Origin of the sequence: Sporosarcina pasteurii (assembly GCF_041295575.1) — a bacterium.
In the GTDB taxonomy this organism is placed as follows: domain Bacteria; phylum Bacillota; class Bacilli; order Bacillales_A; family Planococcaceae; genus Sporosarcina; species Sporosarcina pasteurii.
This window is the reverse complement of record NZ_CP160452.1, coordinates 1,020,450-1,035,283: the sequence shown is the minus strand read 5'-3', so window position 1 is coordinate 1,035,283 and position 14,834 is coordinate 1,020,450. Positions and strand designations below refer to the sequence as shown.

The 14,834-nt window shown below is 39.7% G+C and carries 16 protein-coding genes; 6 read left to right on the top strand and 10 right to left on the bottom strand.

All coding sequences use genetic code 11. The features are described 5' to 3' along the window. Window positions 1-16 precede the first annotated feature (16 nt). From AB1H92_RS04730 to AB1H92_RS04700, 7 genes are all read right to left on the bottom strand, one after another. Window positions 17-787, bottom strand: a complete 771-nt coding sequence (locus AB1H92_RS04730; protein WP_115361971.1) for an SDR family oxidoreductase — start codon at window positions 785-787, stop codon at window positions 17-19. Window positions 788-1,085: 298 nt separating this feature from the next. After that, window positions 1,086-2,060: a quinone oxidoreductase gene (locus AB1H92_RS04725; protein ID WP_115364110.1), complete on the bottom strand. Its 975-nt coding sequence runs from the start codon at window positions 2,058-2,060 to the stop codon at window positions 1,086-1,088. Window positions 2,061-2,100: 40 nt separating this feature from the next. Next, window positions 2,101-2,835 (bottom strand): 2-phosphosulfolactate phosphatase, encoded by a 735-nt coding sequence (locus tag AB1H92_RS04720; protein WP_115361973.1) that lies wholly within the window; start codon window positions 2,833-2,835, stop codon window positions 2,101-2,103. Then, window positions 2,835-3,890 carry a phosphotransferase family protein gene (locus AB1H92_RS04715; RefSeq protein ID WP_115361974.1) on the bottom strand — a complete coding sequence of 352 codons (1,056 nt, stop codon included), beginning with the start codon at window positions 3,888-3,890 and terminating at the stop codon, window positions 2,835-2,837. The genes AB1H92_RS04720 and AB1H92_RS04715 overlap by 1 nt, the downstream gene beginning before the upstream one ends. A gap of 47 nt (window positions 3,891-3,937) precedes the next feature. After that, on the bottom strand, window positions 3,938-4,498 hold the full coding sequence (locus AB1H92_RS04710; RefSeq protein ID WP_115361976.1) for a TetR/AcrR family transcriptional regulator: 561 nt from the start codon (window positions 4,496-4,498) through the stop codon (window positions 3,938-3,940). A gap of 27 nt (window positions 4,499-4,525) precedes the next feature. Next, window positions 4,526-5,758, bottom strand: a complete 1,233-nt coding sequence (locus tag AB1H92_RS04705; RefSeq protein ID WP_115364111.1) for an acyl-CoA dehydrogenase — start codon at window positions 5,756-5,758, stop codon at window positions 4,526-4,528. A 238-nt stretch (window positions 5,759-5,996) separates the two neighbouring features. Then, window positions 5,997-6,923: a ketopantoate reductase family protein gene (locus AB1H92_RS04700; protein WP_115361978.1), complete on the bottom strand. Its 927-nt coding sequence runs from the start codon at window positions 6,921-6,923 to the stop codon at window positions 5,997-5,999. Between the two features lie 281 nt (window positions 6,924-7,204). Between AB1H92_RS04700 and AB1H92_RS04695 the strand changes: the two genes are divergently transcribed. After that, on the top strand, window positions 7,205-8,455 hold the full coding sequence (locus tag AB1H92_RS04695; protein ID WP_115361980.1) for a hypothetical protein: 1,251 nt from the start codon (window positions 7,205-7,207) through the stop codon (window positions 8,453-8,455). Next, window positions 8,442-8,762 (top strand): hypothetical protein, encoded by a 321-nt coding sequence (locus AB1H92_RS04690; protein WP_115361982.1) that lies wholly within the window; start codon window positions 8,442-8,444, stop codon window positions 8,760-8,762. Before AB1H92_RS04695 ends, AB1H92_RS04690 begins: the two co-directional genes overlap by 14 nt. A gap of 67 nt (window positions 8,763-8,829) precedes the next feature. Here the strand turns inward: AB1H92_RS04690 and AB1H92_RS04685 are convergent, their stop codons facing one another. Next, the gene (locus tag AB1H92_RS04685) at window positions 8,830-9,513 is read right to left on the bottom strand and encodes a hypothetical protein (RefSeq protein ID WP_218564924.1); all 684 of its coding nucleotides are present in this window, start codon (window positions 9,511-9,513) and stop codon (window positions 8,830-8,832) included. 207 nt (window positions 9,514-9,720) lie between these two features. Between AB1H92_RS04685 and AB1H92_RS04680 the strand changes: the two genes are divergently transcribed. The 4 genes from AB1H92_RS04680 to AB1H92_RS04665 all read left to right on the top strand — a co-directional run bounded on the left by AB1H92_RS04680 (window position 9,721) and on the right by AB1H92_RS04665 (window position 12,935). Then, window positions 9,721-10,410, top strand: coding sequence for a Crp/Fnr family transcriptional regulator (locus AB1H92_RS04680; protein ID WP_115361986.1), 690 nt, complete (start codon window positions 9,721-9,723; stop codon window positions 10,408-10,410). 160 nt (window positions 10,411-10,570) lie between these two features. Continuing rightward, window positions 10,571-10,726 (top strand): hypothetical protein, encoded by a 156-nt coding sequence (locus AB1H92_RS04675; RefSeq protein WP_166739475.1) that lies wholly within the window; start codon window positions 10,571-10,573, stop codon window positions 10,724-10,726. A gap of 12 nt (window positions 10,727-10,738) precedes the next feature. Then, the gene (locus AB1H92_RS04670) at window positions 10,739-11,206 is read left to right on the top strand and encodes a cytochrome c oxidase subunit II (RefSeq protein ID WP_115361988.1); all 468 of its coding nucleotides are present in this window, start codon (window positions 10,739-10,741) and stop codon (window positions 11,204-11,206) included. Between the two features lie 40 nt (window positions 11,207-11,246). After that, window positions 11,247-12,935, top strand: a complete 1,689-nt coding sequence (locus tag AB1H92_RS04665; RefSeq protein WP_115364112.1) for a cbb3-type cytochrome c oxidase subunit I — start codon at window positions 11,247-11,249, stop codon at window positions 12,933-12,935. Window positions 12,936-13,005: 70 nt separating this feature from the next. On the opposite strand, the gene AB1H92_RS04660 is transcribed toward AB1H92_RS04665, so the two are convergent. Together AB1H92_RS04660 and AB1H92_RS04655 are read right to left on the bottom strand one after the other, a co-directional pair. Beyond that, window positions 13,006-13,287 carry a hypothetical protein gene (locus tag AB1H92_RS04660; RefSeq protein WP_115361990.1) on the bottom strand — a complete coding sequence of 94 codons (282 nt, stop codon included), beginning with the start codon at window positions 13,285-13,287 and terminating at the stop codon, window positions 13,006-13,008. Window positions 13,288-13,436: 149 nt separating this feature from the next. After that, the gene (locus tag AB1H92_RS04655; protein WP_115361992.1) at window positions 13,437-14,834 is read right to left on the bottom strand and encodes a M20/M25/M40 family metallo-hydrolase; all 1,398 of its coding nucleotides are present in this window, start codon (window positions 14,832-14,834) and stop codon (window positions 13,437-13,439) included.

Genomic DNA, 14,834 nt, shown 5'->3' with positions numbered 1-14,834 from the left:
TTTCCCCCTTTGGATTCTATAGAGAACTTCCGCCGTCTACTGCAATTATTTGTCCAGTGATAAAACTACTTGCGTTACTGGCTAGAAAAAGCGCAATACCTTTCAATGAATCTGGGTCTCCTAATCTCTTCATAGGGTTATTGTTTCGGATTTTATCCCCACTTTTCTCAAGCACACCTCTTGTCATTTTTGTTTCGAAAAATCCTGGTGCAATTGCATTGACATTAATGTCGTGTTCTGCCCATTTCTTCGCCAAATCTCTCGTGAAGTGGTGGACAGCTGCTTTACTTGAGCTATAGCCGATTGCATTCAATACTTCGCCTGATTCTGCCTTCATCCCGGCAACAGAGCCGATATTAATGATTTTTCCAGAACCGTTCGAAATCATATTCTTTCCAACTTCTCTAGACATGAGGAAAGTGCCTGTTACGTTAACATCAAACACTTTGTTCCAAGCTGCTAATGGCATGTCCTCTACTTTTTCACCCCACGTCGCGCCACTGTTGTTAACAAGAATATCGATTTGACCAAAATCAGCAATGACTGATTCTACTATCCGTTTAACATGCTCTTCCTGACTTACATCACATTCGTATGCCATTGTTTTAACGCCATATTCATTTTCAATTTCAGTCGCAGTATCTTGACAGTTTTCTAATTTTCGTGAACAAATTGCGACGTTTGCTCCGTATTCAGCAAATACTTTTGCAATATCCCGCCCTAATCCACTACCGCCCCCTGTCACAATTGCTGTTTTTCCTTTTAAATCAAATAATGATGTTGTCATGTTAGCCCCCTCCTAAGAAATACTATTACAATGAATTTATGAATATACCAATCGGTTAGTATGTTTAGATGAATCAACTCTACTAACCGGATAGTATGTTACTAGTAAAAAAATCCTCTATGCTAAAAATATAATCTGTCACAGTTTATTCACAATTAAAGTCAGTATATATTATATTTTCCGTCAATTCAAGTTGTATTTGCAATAATTTTTATTGAACAAACACACCTTTAAATATTTAAATTGAAAGCCGTCACAAAGAACGGCTTTTGCAATGATCAACATCTTAAAAAAAACATCAAGGATGCAATACTAATTTACCCATCGTTTTTCTTCCTTGAAGTAAGCGATGAACTTCAGCCGCGTCTTCCAATTGATACGTACCGCCTATTGTTAATTGAAGCTTTCCCTCGTCAATAAACTTGAGTAATTCCTCAAAACTTCTTTGATACAGTTCCATGTTTTTCATAATTTGTGGAAGGAAAAAACCGATAACAGATTGATTTCGACGCATCAATTGCCCTGGGTTAAGCGCTGCATGCTCGCCACTTGCCGCCCCGAATATGACTAATCGTCCAAAAGGCGCTAAACATTTAAGGGTCTTGTTGAAAATATCTCCGCCAACCATTTCAAGTGCAACGTCGACACCTTTGCCACCTGTTAATTCTCTGATTTTTAATTCCCAGCCTTCCTCTGTGTAATTAATTAGGTGATCAGCGCCCATTTCTTTTGCGTGCGCTAGTTTTTCATCACTACTTGCCGTTGCGATAATTTTTCCAGCCCCGAAAATTTTAGCAAGTTGAACAGAAATCGCCCCTACACCACCCGCTGCAGCATGAACGAGCACAGTTTCGCCTTTTTCAAGTCGTCCCATCGTCTTTAAAATATGATACGCTGTTTGTCCCTGCAAAGGTAAAGCGACTGCATCCGTAAATGTTACGCCATCTGGAATAGGCGCAGGAACCATTTCATGAACTTTTGCATACTCTGCATATCCGCCTGATTCAATTAGGGATACAACTCGCGCCCCTGGCTTGAAACGAGTGACATCTTTTCCGACCGCCACAATTTCACCCGCAATTTCTGCACCAGGAATGAAAGGTAATTGAGTTGGCACGACATATTTTCCTTCCCGACGTGCTGTGTCCGCATAATTTACGCCGATTGCTTTTACTTTCACTAACACGTCATGGTGACCAATTTCTGGTTGCTCGACGTCTGTAAATTTCAATACTTCCGGACCACCATGTTTTTCAAACTGAATCGCTTTCATTGTTTTTACTTTTGTCGTTTCCACTTGTATGTCCCCCTTATTATTTCAAAGTCATTTCCCCATTTTCAAATTGCGGAACTACGTCAATTCGATCGATTTCACTCGCAAATCGAACATCCTTTACTAATCCCATCTGCACTAGCATTTGACCCGTTTCGGAATTCGTTAATATACGCTCACTCTCCGTTTCATTTCCACGGTAAAACAAAAGTGCCGTATTTGCAGAATCCGTTAATGCCCACGAAGGATTTTGATGCATTAATTTGTCGATAAAGCAGCCCGCACCATAAAAATCTTCCATTGCAAATCGCCGGTTCGATCCGCCTGCACAAACGAGGAGTACTTTTTTATCTGTATGGTTAGTAGCTATCTCCTTTGCGACAGCGGAAGCGTTTACAAGTGATGCCGCATAAATATTCTTCGCCTTTGTCACGTTTCGAATTGCAACGGTTCCATTCGTCGTAGACAATATCATTGTCTTTTCGGCCACTAAATCTCTGAGTATCGTCGGCAACGGCTCGATAAATCCCTCGATTGTCCTCCCGCCGTATTCACCGGTTAGTATCGTGGCTGTTTGTTGCAAACCTTCCGCAACCTTTAATCCTTCCCCTCCATTTACAACTGGAATGACTTCATTCGCACCGTACTGTAGGACTGCTGCTATCGTTGTCGTCGCCAGCAATACATCAAACACAACGACTACTGTTTCCGGGTCGATTTTTTCTGGATTAACTTCCTCTTTAGAAAGTAATACATGTAACTTATGCTTTCCCATTATGATTTCGACGTCTCCATTAGTGAATGGCAAACAAGACTGTATACAAATTTATCCATATTTTTAAAGCGCGGGTCATTTGTTTGCCCTTTTTTATAACGATAATAAATCTGTTGGCAAATAACAGCTAATTTAAAGTAAGCAAATGTTGTGTAATAATGAATGTCCGTCATATCACGACCACTTTTTTCTGCATAACTTGCGATAAATTCATCACGGGTATAGAATCCTTTTTTCGTTGTTAACGGTGGCTTTCCCAGGCCATTCAGTAACATTACAGGATCATCTGCTTGCATCCAATAACTCATCGCCGCCCCAACGTCTGCAAGCGGATCCCCAACCGTCGCCATTTCCCAGTCGAATAAACCATTCATAGACGTGTAGTCATGTGAAAACATTGCATTATTAAATTTATAATCATAATGAATAATCGTTGGTTCTGGCGATTTTGGAATGTGTTGAATCAGCCAAGTGGTCAGTTGCTCAACTTCTGCAATTTCGGATGTTTTCGCTTTTTCATATCGACCGATCCATCCATGTACTTGTCTTTCCAGAAATCCATCTGGCTTTACCATATCCGCTAATGCAGTTTGTTTATAATCAATGGCATGTAACTCAACTAGTTTGTCAACCATTTGTTCAGAAAGATGCTGCCCAAGCGCCTCTTGGTCCTCTGTTCCAACTGGAAATTCACTATCTAACACAATACCATGTCTTCGCTCCATAATGAAAAATGGACTTCCCGTAATCGATAAATCATCCGAAAATACGATTGGTTTAGGTGCAGTGGGAAACACAGGATTGAGTGCAGAGAGAATCGCAAATTCCCTTTTCATGTCATGTGTTTTCGGCGCAATTGGACCTAGCGGTGGACGTCTTAATACTGCTTCCCAACCGTCTATTTCAAGTGCATACGTCAAATTTGAATGCCCCGTGCCGAATTGACGGATGTTTAGTTCCCCTTCTGGTAATCCATCAACTTTATTGTGAAGAAAATGCGCCAATTTTTCCGGATTAAGCTCTTCACCTTTACGAATTGAGATTGTATCATTCAAGATATTTCACCCCTTGAATTTTATTTCAAATGCGTATAAAAACCTTGTTAAACGTGAATCCCGTGTAGTACAAAATCTGCAAACATCTCTGCAACTTCTTCAACTGTCACATCACCTGATGGATCCATCCATTGGTATGTCCAATTTGTTACACCTAAAATTGCAAGTGTAATCATTTTAGCGTTCAAATTATGCCGGAATTCGCCCGATTCCATTCCTTCGACAATGATTCGCTCAAGCTTTTCTCGAAATTCAGATCTTTTCGCTTTGATTATTTCCGCATTATCGGCTTTCAAGTTTCTCATTTCACGGAAATACACCCGTCCATTCGCTCTTTGTGATTTAATATCACCAATAATAAGCCCAACGATTTTTACAACCTTGTCTCTGCAGGTCTGCTCGTTTTCAATAATTTCCTTTTGAAAATCCAGTAATTCATCAATATAGCGTAAATGGATATCCATTAAAAGCTGTTCTTTACTTTTAAAGTAATAATAGAATGTCCCCTTTGTTACGCCAAGCGAGTCGACGATATCTTGGATGGACGTTTCACTAAAACCTTTCTCTTGGAAAAGTTTCACACTATGTTTTGTAATTTCTTGTTTCATCGACCCCACAACCTTTCCTTGTCTTTATTACGATTGTTTCACCATTTCTTTCGAAGCGTATTTTCGAAGTTCCAGACGTGCGATTTGATTGCGATGTACCTCATCCGGTCCATCCGCAAGTCGCAAAGTCCTTGAGCTTGCCCATTGTGCAGCAAGGTTAAAATCTTGGCTTACCCCTGCGCCGCCAAACGCTTGGATTGCTCTGTCAATCACACGTAGTGCCATACCCGGTGCCACTACTTTAATCATAGCAATTTCAGTTTTCGCTTCTTTATTCCCGACGGTATCCATCATGTAGGCGGCTTTTAATGTTAACAGTCTCGCTTGTTCAATGTCGATACGCGATTCCGCAATCCACTCTCTCACGACACCTTGATCTGCTAATACTTTCCCAAAAGTGGTTCGCTCTTGCGCCCGAATACACATTTGTTCAAGTGCACGTTCAGCTGCGCCAATTAATCGCATACAATGATGAATTCTTCCGGGCCCAAGACGACCTTGTGCTATGGCAAATCCTTTTCCTTCTCCCCAAATGATATTTTCCACCGGCACTCGGACATTTTCAAAAGTAATTTCTGCATGTCCGTGTGGTGCATGGTCAAAACCAAATACTGAGAGCATTCGCTCAATTTTAACGCCAGGCGTATCTAGCGGTACGAGAATCATAGACTGCTGTTCATATCGTGGCGCATTCGGATCATTCTTCCCCATAAATATGGCAATCTTACATCGAGGATCCCCTGCTCCTGACGTCCACCATTTCCGACCATTTAGTACATACTCGTCCCCGTCACGAACAATACTGGCTTCTATATTCGTCGCATCACTTGAAGCAACATCAGGCTCAGTCATTGCAAAACAGGACCTGATTTTTCCTTGTAAAAGAGGTTCGAGCCATTGTTTCTTCTGCTTTTCAGTTCCGTAACGAACGAGCACCTCCATATTTCCAGTATCTGGCGCATTGCAATTAAAAATTTCCGGACCAATGGGAGAACGCCCCATAATCTCGCAAAGTGGTGCATACTCCAAATTTGTCAACCCCGCTCCAAGTTCACTGTCGGGAAGAAACAAATTCCATAGCCCTTGTTCTTGGGCTTTTTCTTTTAATTCGTCAATAATTGGAGGAACTTCAGACCACCGATCTTTCTGGGCCGCCAATTGCTCTTCAAATACTTTTTCATTCGGATACACATACGCTTCCATAAACCCCGTAAGTTTTTCAATTAACGCCTTTGTTTTCTCTGAATATGAAAAGTTCATCAACATTCCCATCCCTTCAAATTCATGCACTAACCGGTCAGTATGTTTAGAATAAAAAGAATCAACACCATTTTACACGCATGAATTATATTTATCAAGTTTTCAGGCAATTTTAATAGTTAATTTACGCTTAGGAAGTAGTTTATATGAATACTAGTCATTAATGCCCGTAAAATTCAAATAGACCTTCGCAATAATTGCAAAGATCTACTCAAATCATTAAACACATCTATCTGATTTACCCGCCCTGTCCTAACATCGTTTCATAAACAACCAAATTTTGATATACAGCAAGAAGATAAGGGGTATCCAATTGATATTTTTTTGCTAACTGTAACAAAAATCCTTGCAAATGCTGCCCCTCAATGGATAATCCTTTCTCCATATCTCGCTGCATCGATGATTTCATATCATAATTAGCTAGGCGTATCATTTCAAGTTGCTTATCAACAATATCTTCACGTAATGGGCCACCATGTTTTTTGATAATCGATTCAACTTCTTTAAAAAGCTTTTTGATAAACACTTCGCCCCCAATACTTTCTCGAATGGGACCAATCGGCGCTCTCATTAACGAAGTGCAACCCGACATGACTGTGATAAATAAATACTTCTGCCAAATCTCCTGTTCAATATGAGCGCTTAATGAAAATGTTGCCTTCGTTCCAGAAAACACTTTTTCAATTTCACGAATTCTCTCTGTATCTTTTTGGTCAAATTCCCCGTACACTAAACGATCAATCGCGCTTGTTTGTTCAATAATCCCTTGATGATTTAATGTCGTTTCAATAAAACATAATCCACCAATGACTTTTTCAACACCAAACACCTCTTTGAGCCTGTTAAAGTGAGCTACCCCATTTAAAAGTGGCAAAATCACTGTATGTTCTCCGACATAAGGTTTTAAGTCATTCATCGCGTCTTCCAAATGATAAGCTTTTGTCGAAAACAAAACTAAGTCAAATGGCGCAGCCGCTTCATTAGACGTGATACATTTAGGCTGAAATGAAAAATCACCAAAATAACTTTGTATACGTAATCCATTTTTCTCTAAATGCTCTTTTCTCTTTGGACGAACGAGAAAAGTAACGTCCTCCCCTTTCTCAACTAATCGACCGCCGTAATACCCACCTATCGCTCCTGCTCCAAGCACTAGAATCCGCATTTCTCTCATCCTTTCGATTGAACTAATAAATCATACAATTAAATAGTACAAATTCTCTTAATCTAAAGGATAGATGAGTGCACAAGCTTAATCAAGTTTATTTTCTGAATACTCACTCAGTATACATAGAGTGCCTTTTGACCATTTTTATAGTCGAGGTGAGCTACAAATAGAGCCTTCTTTGTATGTATTTCGTTTTACATTATCCATTGACTTGTCGCGCCGCTTTTTCTTATTGCATAAGCTATAAAGTAAATGGATATAAGGGAGGGAAGGAAAAGATGGGTTTATTTATCAATCATGATAAACATAAAAGTATATATAAAAATCAAGAGGAACTAACAAATACAAATCAGAAACTTTTTAGGAGAGATCATTTATCGGAACTATTAAATGAGCAACAAAAGATCAATCATACATTGCACCAATCCATTTTAGAACTAAAAAAACTAACCCAACAACAAAATAATAAGCAAAAAGCACAAAGGTCTGAAATGAATCATCAATTTAATAAACTGTATGAATATCACGATAAACGAGAAAAACATTTTACACAAAAGCTACTAGATTTAGAGACAGCGAACCGAAAACTACAACAACAATTTACTCATAAAAAACTAATTGAACAAGAGCAAATGGATCAAATACATGCCCTTCAAAAAGCACAAAGCGAAATGATGGAACAACTCAAGCAATATGCACTCAGAAACAAACAAGTCGAAAATAAGGTCAATAAACAAATTTCAGCACACAAGCAAGTAAATGAACAAGTCGCGGAACGATTAGAAATCCAAGAGCAGCTTTCGGCAAAAACTCTAAAACAACTAGACAATATCCGCTCGATTGAAATAAAAAACCAGTTAAACCAACTAAAAGAATTACAAGAAAAGTATGACTCGATAGAGCGAAAGTTACTTGATGTAGACGCAGCCTATCAGGAGTTGCAACTACAATTTAAGCATAAACAGTTGTCTGAACAAGAATGGATGAATCATATAAATGCCCTTCAGAAAACAAAAAATGAACTCATGGAGAAGGTCAATCAATATGCGCTTATAAACGAACAAACAGGAGAAAAAGTAGATGAGCAAATGACAATGCACATGCAACTAAATGAACTAGTCCTAGAGCAAACAAAAAGTCAGGCAGAGTTTTTAACTCGGTTAGAAAATCAAGAAGCTATGTCAGAAAAGGTTTTAAGGCAAGTCAGGCATTTTCATTCTGTTTTATTTGGGCGCACAAGGTCAAATAAAGAAAAGAAAAATAACGTGCAACCTGGAAGTAAAAAACATTCGGAAAATCATTCGACAAAGACGAATAACTATCAACAAAATAGTTCTGAGCATAATGAGCATCAAAAAGCTGAAAGAAATCGAAAGCCTTTGACAAGAAAAAAGGATTTCGGTAAGAAAATCATCAAAGGGTCTGGACAGAAAAAGGTTAGACTCCAGAAACCCTTTAGGAATTACCAGAGGATTGATGAAGCGAAACCAAACGCACCTAGAAAGGATGATATGCGTGACGAAAAATGATAAAGATTTATTAAAAAATGAATTGAAGAAACATTTCCCGGATATGAAACAGTTTAACGAAATACTGGATCAGGTTGAGTTAAATGTTGTCGATAAAAAATCGAATTTTGAAGTAAAAGAAGTGAATATAGATGAATTAGAGGCCATTAAGAGAGCAGCCCTCAGCAAAGATGGAAGATTTGAAAGTGTTGAATCCAATGAGTCTAAAAAGTATATTGAGCTATTAAACGAAGTAAAGAACCAGTTAACCTCATTAGACATGAAACTGGATATAATTATCCAATATTTAGAGGTGAGAGGAAAATAGTTTACCATTAAAATTTTAAAAACAGGCTGTCATATAAAACGACAGCCTGTCTCAATACTGACCTTCATTATGCGTTTAAATCGAGGTCCGCCATAGGAGTTCCCGCTCCATTTTCACATGGTCCAGGTGCCTGGAGAAACTCACTTTCAACTGTTACAGTATCGTTTAATCTAAATGCTGGTGCTAGAATGAGAAGGTTTTCCTTTTTCCAAAGCTTATCGATAATAAAACCTCTTACAATAAGCTCTGTTCCATCATCTGAGACATCACAGTCAAGCCAGACTTGAACACAAGATCCGTCCGCAATTCTTAGAGCCTCAGAAGCAGGTACAAAGCTTCCAAAGTTTGGTTCCGATACACTCACGAAACCGAAACAAGAAAACGTGTGGGTGTCATTGATGACTACCGCACAAGTAGGATCTTCTGGATCACGCACAATTACTTGATAACCAATTGTAACATCCACTGCAGAACAATCTTCTCTTGGCACTTCATCAGCGCATGTTAGAATTACCTCACAGTCTGTTGGATCGATTGGAAGAACAACCCCACGACAATTACTTGCACCGGCAAAATCGCTTAATGGGTAGCTCTGTGAGAACAGGTCTACGCAAATATAACGATCCTGATTTGCACAAATTAATGTGAATGGATCAGCTCCGATGATAGAGCCAATTGAATTTTGAAGCTGTGGTGGAAACGCTCCTGTTTGTTCGTATAATGATTGTAAATCTCTTACCATATATATCACCTCCTTAACTCATTTTGTAAGGCCTTACATACATACTATATGTCCGGCCGTTCAAGGTGCATGGAGGTTTGTCCAAGTTAAATCGCCTGGTTTAGCAGAGAAGAGATCATTAAGAGGATACGCTTGCTATCTATATAAAATCCAAATGGCTGAAGTATAACGAAAATCTCTATTTATGCTAAAATAGTAGGACGAGGAGGGATTTGCTTGGAACAGTTGAAGACCCTAGCAAAAAACGTCACGCTTTTTAAAGATTTATCCGATGAAGAACTCAAACCCTTTCTAAATATCATGAGAAGAAGAGAGTTTCTTGATAAACAAATGATTTTTATGCACGATACACCGATTACCGACATTTATATCGTCGCTTCTGGGAATGTAAAAGTGTTTAGAAATGACCTGTCTGGGAAAGAACAAATTATTTGCGTTAAGCAACTAGGTGATTTGTTTCCAAACGTTGGATTTTTCCGTAAAGAAAATTATCCCGCTCACTCTCAAGCAATGGAAGAGACTGTTTTGTATGCGATTTCCCTTCGAGAGTTTGAAGAAGTACTTTTAGTCAATCCACATATTTCAATTAAATTATTTCGTTTACTGGGAGACTTAATTATTGATTCGCAACAAAGGCTTGAAGAAATGGCATTAAGAAATACGAATGACCGTATTCTGCTGCTTCTTTTGCGATTAAGCGAGTCACATGGCACCCGGCAACCGGATGGGTGGCTAAAACTAAATACGAAGTTTACAAATTCAGATTTGGCCAACATGATTGGTACGACGAGAGAATCGGTGAATCGAATGATTTCTCGTCTGCGTAAAGAAGATAAAGTAAAAATTGTGGAAGGCGATTATTATATTATTCCGGATAAAATTCAAAATGAAATCGCCGAAGCATGAAACCTTTCCAAGCTACCATTGGAAAGGTTTTTTTATGTTCAGTTAGATGTGTACCTTCATGAATTTTTTAAAGATTATACTTTTTTGTGATAAATATCACAGCAGTGAGAATCATTATCAATTATTATGAAAGTAACGAATTATACGGAGGTGCTTGGTCATGGAAAAGGCACAAAAAAACAGCAACGAAAAGCTTTCCCTCGAAGAAAATGAAAGAAAATCGTACAAAGGCACGATGTTTTTTCTAGGTGTTTTACTCGCTGTCATTGTCGCTACGTATCTCGTACTCATGTTCACATTTAACGCAAGAATTTAAGGAGGAAGAGCAATGAAAATTCATCGATATGAAAAGATTTGGCTCGCGCTAAGCTTCGGTATTATTCTAGCTTTCATGTTAATTATCGGCGTTCAAGCTTTCGCTTTTGAACATGCGCCGCCTAGTCACAAAGAAATTATCGATCCGCAAAAAGTTGATGTCACTGCACCATTCGACAATCCAGGTGTCTTTCAAACGGGTGACAATGAATATGAAGTCGTCATGACTTTACAAGCGTTTGGTTTTACGCCGCATGAAGTCGAAGTGCCAGCTGGTGCAAAAGTGACATTCACCTTAACTTCTAAAGACGTAATTCACGGTTTTCAAATTGCACAAACGAATGTGAATGCGATGGTTGTTCCAGGGCATATTCAAAAAGTCACCCAAACATTTAGAAACCCGGGAGAATATTTAGTTTTGTGTAATGAATATTGCGGAATTGGTCACGAAATGATGGGCATGACCATTACGGTTAAATAAAGGAGGGTTTTGATTGGAAACGGTTATGAATCAACCTAACATGAAACAACAAAAACAAGAAACAAAACGGACGTTGAAAGAAAAAGCAACGCAAGCTCTAGGCATTTCGGAAGCAGATGCGAAATTATCAAAATCGTATATGTCCGTTGCATTTCTAGCACTGCTGATAGGTGGTTTTCTAGGATTATTACAAGGCTTAGAGCGTGCAGGACTTGTCCAAATGCCCTCTTGGTTTACCTATTACCAGGTATTAACAGCGCACGGACTCTTATTAGTCCTCGTCTTAACGGCATTTTTTGCAATTGGCTATTTCTATGCGGGATTGTCCCATACGTTGGGCGGTGTTCTTCCCCACGTTAGAACAATGGCATGGATTGGTTTTTGGATGAAAATTGTTGGATTTGTTTTCGCTGTCATCCCAGTATTAATGAACGATGCAACGGTAATGTTTACTTTTTATCCACCAATGGCTGCATCCCCACTATTCTATATTGGTCTGGCATTAATTGTTATAGGCGTTTGGATCTGTGCATTCGGCGCATTTATCAACGTTGCGACTTGGAGAAAGCAAAATCCAGGAAAACACATTCCAATCTTAGCTTTCTTTGCGACTGGCGTTTTCGTTCTATTATTCTTTGGAAGTATTGGCGTTACAATCGAAGTGATCATGCTCATCTTTTGGTCAGCAGGCGTGATGGAAACGATTAACGTCATGCTAAGCCGTACGCTATTTTGGTCTTTCGGGCATACGCTCGTTAACATTTGGTACTTAACAGCGGTTTCAGCTTGGTATGTCATCGTACCAAAAATTATTGGCGGAAAACGATTTAGTGACACGTTAACGCGTGTCGTTGTAGCGATGCTTGTGATTACGAACATCCCAGGCGGTTTTCACCACCAAATCGTTGACCCAGCGATGGGACCAGCGCTGAAATATATGCATGTGTTTATGAGTCTATCCATCGCCTTCCCATCTTTAATGACTGCATTTGCAATGTTTTATGTATTCGAGCGTACTGGAAGAGCGAAAGGCGGAAAAGGTTTATTTGGCTGGCTTAAAAAATTACCATGGAAAGATGTTCGTTTCTTAGCGCCTTTCATCGCGATGGTTGCATTCATTCCAGCGGGTGCAGGCGGTATTGCGCAAACGACGAACCAACTAAACCAAGTCGTTCATAATACGATGTGGGTCGTCGGTCACTTCCACTTAACCGTCGGGACGTCAGTTATACTGACATTTTTCGGTATTAGTTATTGGTTAATCCCTTACTTATCCAAACGTGTGTTAACGCCAGCAATGAACAAAGTCGGGGTCATTCAGACGATTATTTGGACGGTCGGCATGTTCTTCATGGCTGGTTCCATGCACTATGTCGGATTACTAGGTTCACCACGTCGTACATCTTATACAACATACGGTGACCATGCCGTTGCATTAGGTTGGGACCCTTATATGATCCTACTTGCGATTGGCGGAACGCTCTTAATTATCGGCGTCCTCATCCAAGTATACGCGGTCTTCCATCTCATGTTCTTTGCGCCAAAAGGACAAACGGAATTCCCGATTGCTGAATCTGAAGAGCCACAAGAACAATCGCCGCTATGGACAGATCGTTGGGGCGTCATTATTGCACTCATGATTCTCGTCATTGCAATCGGTTATGTCGTACCTCTTACAGATTTAATCGTCAATGCACCTCCAGGTTCTCCGCCAATTCGAACTTGGTAAAAATTAAAAGCTAGAAGAGATCATTCTAACATCTCTTCTAGCTTTTTTATTCGAGAATAAAACCTTACCCCTATTCACGATCTTTCAATCTCTTCTCTACTCTCTTCAAACGTTCATGTACTTCTCTCAATTCATCCGTTAACTCTTGTTGTCTACGAAGAGATTCTCTTTGAAGTTGTTCGCTGTCCGCTAACTTTTGGTATAATAATTCGTTCGATTGTCCTGGATTATTTTTGGTTAATCTGATAATCAAGAGGACAATCAATATAATGATGACAAGCCAAAATAATAAAGGCCAAACTGAAAACATCCCCATACCATGACCATGCATTCTATCTCCCCACATCATCATGCTATTCTCCTCCATTTCTTTTTTCCGAATTACAATATTTGTTAACTCTATTTTATCACATGGCCTAATCCGTTGTGTGAATGTTTAGTGAAACAAAATAGGACTGTCCTCAATCAGTCAATCCTGATTCCTGGACAGCCCCCTTTAATTTACCTTTTGAGCCCTGGTACATCTTTTCTAACAACATCAAACAATCCTGCACCGATAATATCTAATGCCGTTTGCATACGTTCTGCCGAAATATTATCTTCAATTGTATCTTGCGGTGTATGATACACTTTTTCGATATGGTAAATTAATGGATCCCAGCTGTCAATGCCCATCCAAATGAACAATGCAGATGGAATGCCTGCATTATGGAATGGTACGTGGTCACTTGAACCAAATCTACCTGGTAAAATCGCAGAGTTTCCAAGGCGCGCACCTGCTGCTGTCGCAGATTTAGTTACGATATTTTCGTTACCGTCTACAGTCATTGCATAGAGATGCGTGGCAGCTTCGTAATTTGTCGCAACCATGTCTGGATTGAAGACCGCCTCAATCTTGTCACGCTCCGCCTGTGACAACTGGTCTACATAGTAACGCGAACCAAGCAGTCCTCGTTCTTCCGATCCGAATGCGATAAACTTCAAATCTTTATCTGTGTGATAGCCTTTAAAGACACGTGCCAACTCAAGCATTAGTCCCGTTCCAGAAGCATTATCATTCGCGCCTGGTGCGCCTACAACGCTATCCATATGTGCACTCAAAATAACTTCTTTACCGTCAGCGTTATTGCCTTTCGCTTTCTTCGTACCAATTACGTTTACCGATTCTAAATCTGTGTAATGTGTTGCTGTTAATTGAAGCTCAACAGGTCCTTCTTCCAACCGCTCTTGTAGCCATACACCTTGAATATAAGCAGCACCGTAGACTGGCACATCATATTCCTGGGTTAAGCTTGGGTTAAATGTAGATCCATAGTTTCCTCTACCACCTACAACGCTTTGTAAAATAACACCAGCCGCTCCAGCATTCACTGCGTGGTCCACTTGTAAACGATAGTCTGTTGTCGAATTTGCACGAGTTAATAAAACGATTTTTCCTTCAACGTCTTTAGAGAAATCTCCTGCATGGGTTCCTCCTTCTACGTAAACAACTTCTGCAGAAACTGCTTCGTCACTTATTTTCCCATTTGGTGCAGCGCCAAGTTGCCAAGACGTACCATCCGCAAATGTTACATCTGCAATATATTGATCCGCTACTGGAAAGTATTGGTACTCAACATCATACCCGTAACTTTTCAGCTGAGACGCTACGTAATCGGCAGCTTCCTTTTCTGACTCCAGTCCACCAACTCGCGGGCCGATTGTTTCTGATAAATATTTAATATGCTCAATCGCTCTTTCTGCTTCGACTCTTGCAACGACTTTCTGGTCATGGGCAGAATCAGATTTACCATTGTTGACAACAACTGGCGTTTTCGCGTCAACAGGCGTAAACGTTGCCGGTGATGCACTAAATACAAGTGCTCCCGCTAGTGCAATAGATATAAACTTTTTCTTCAT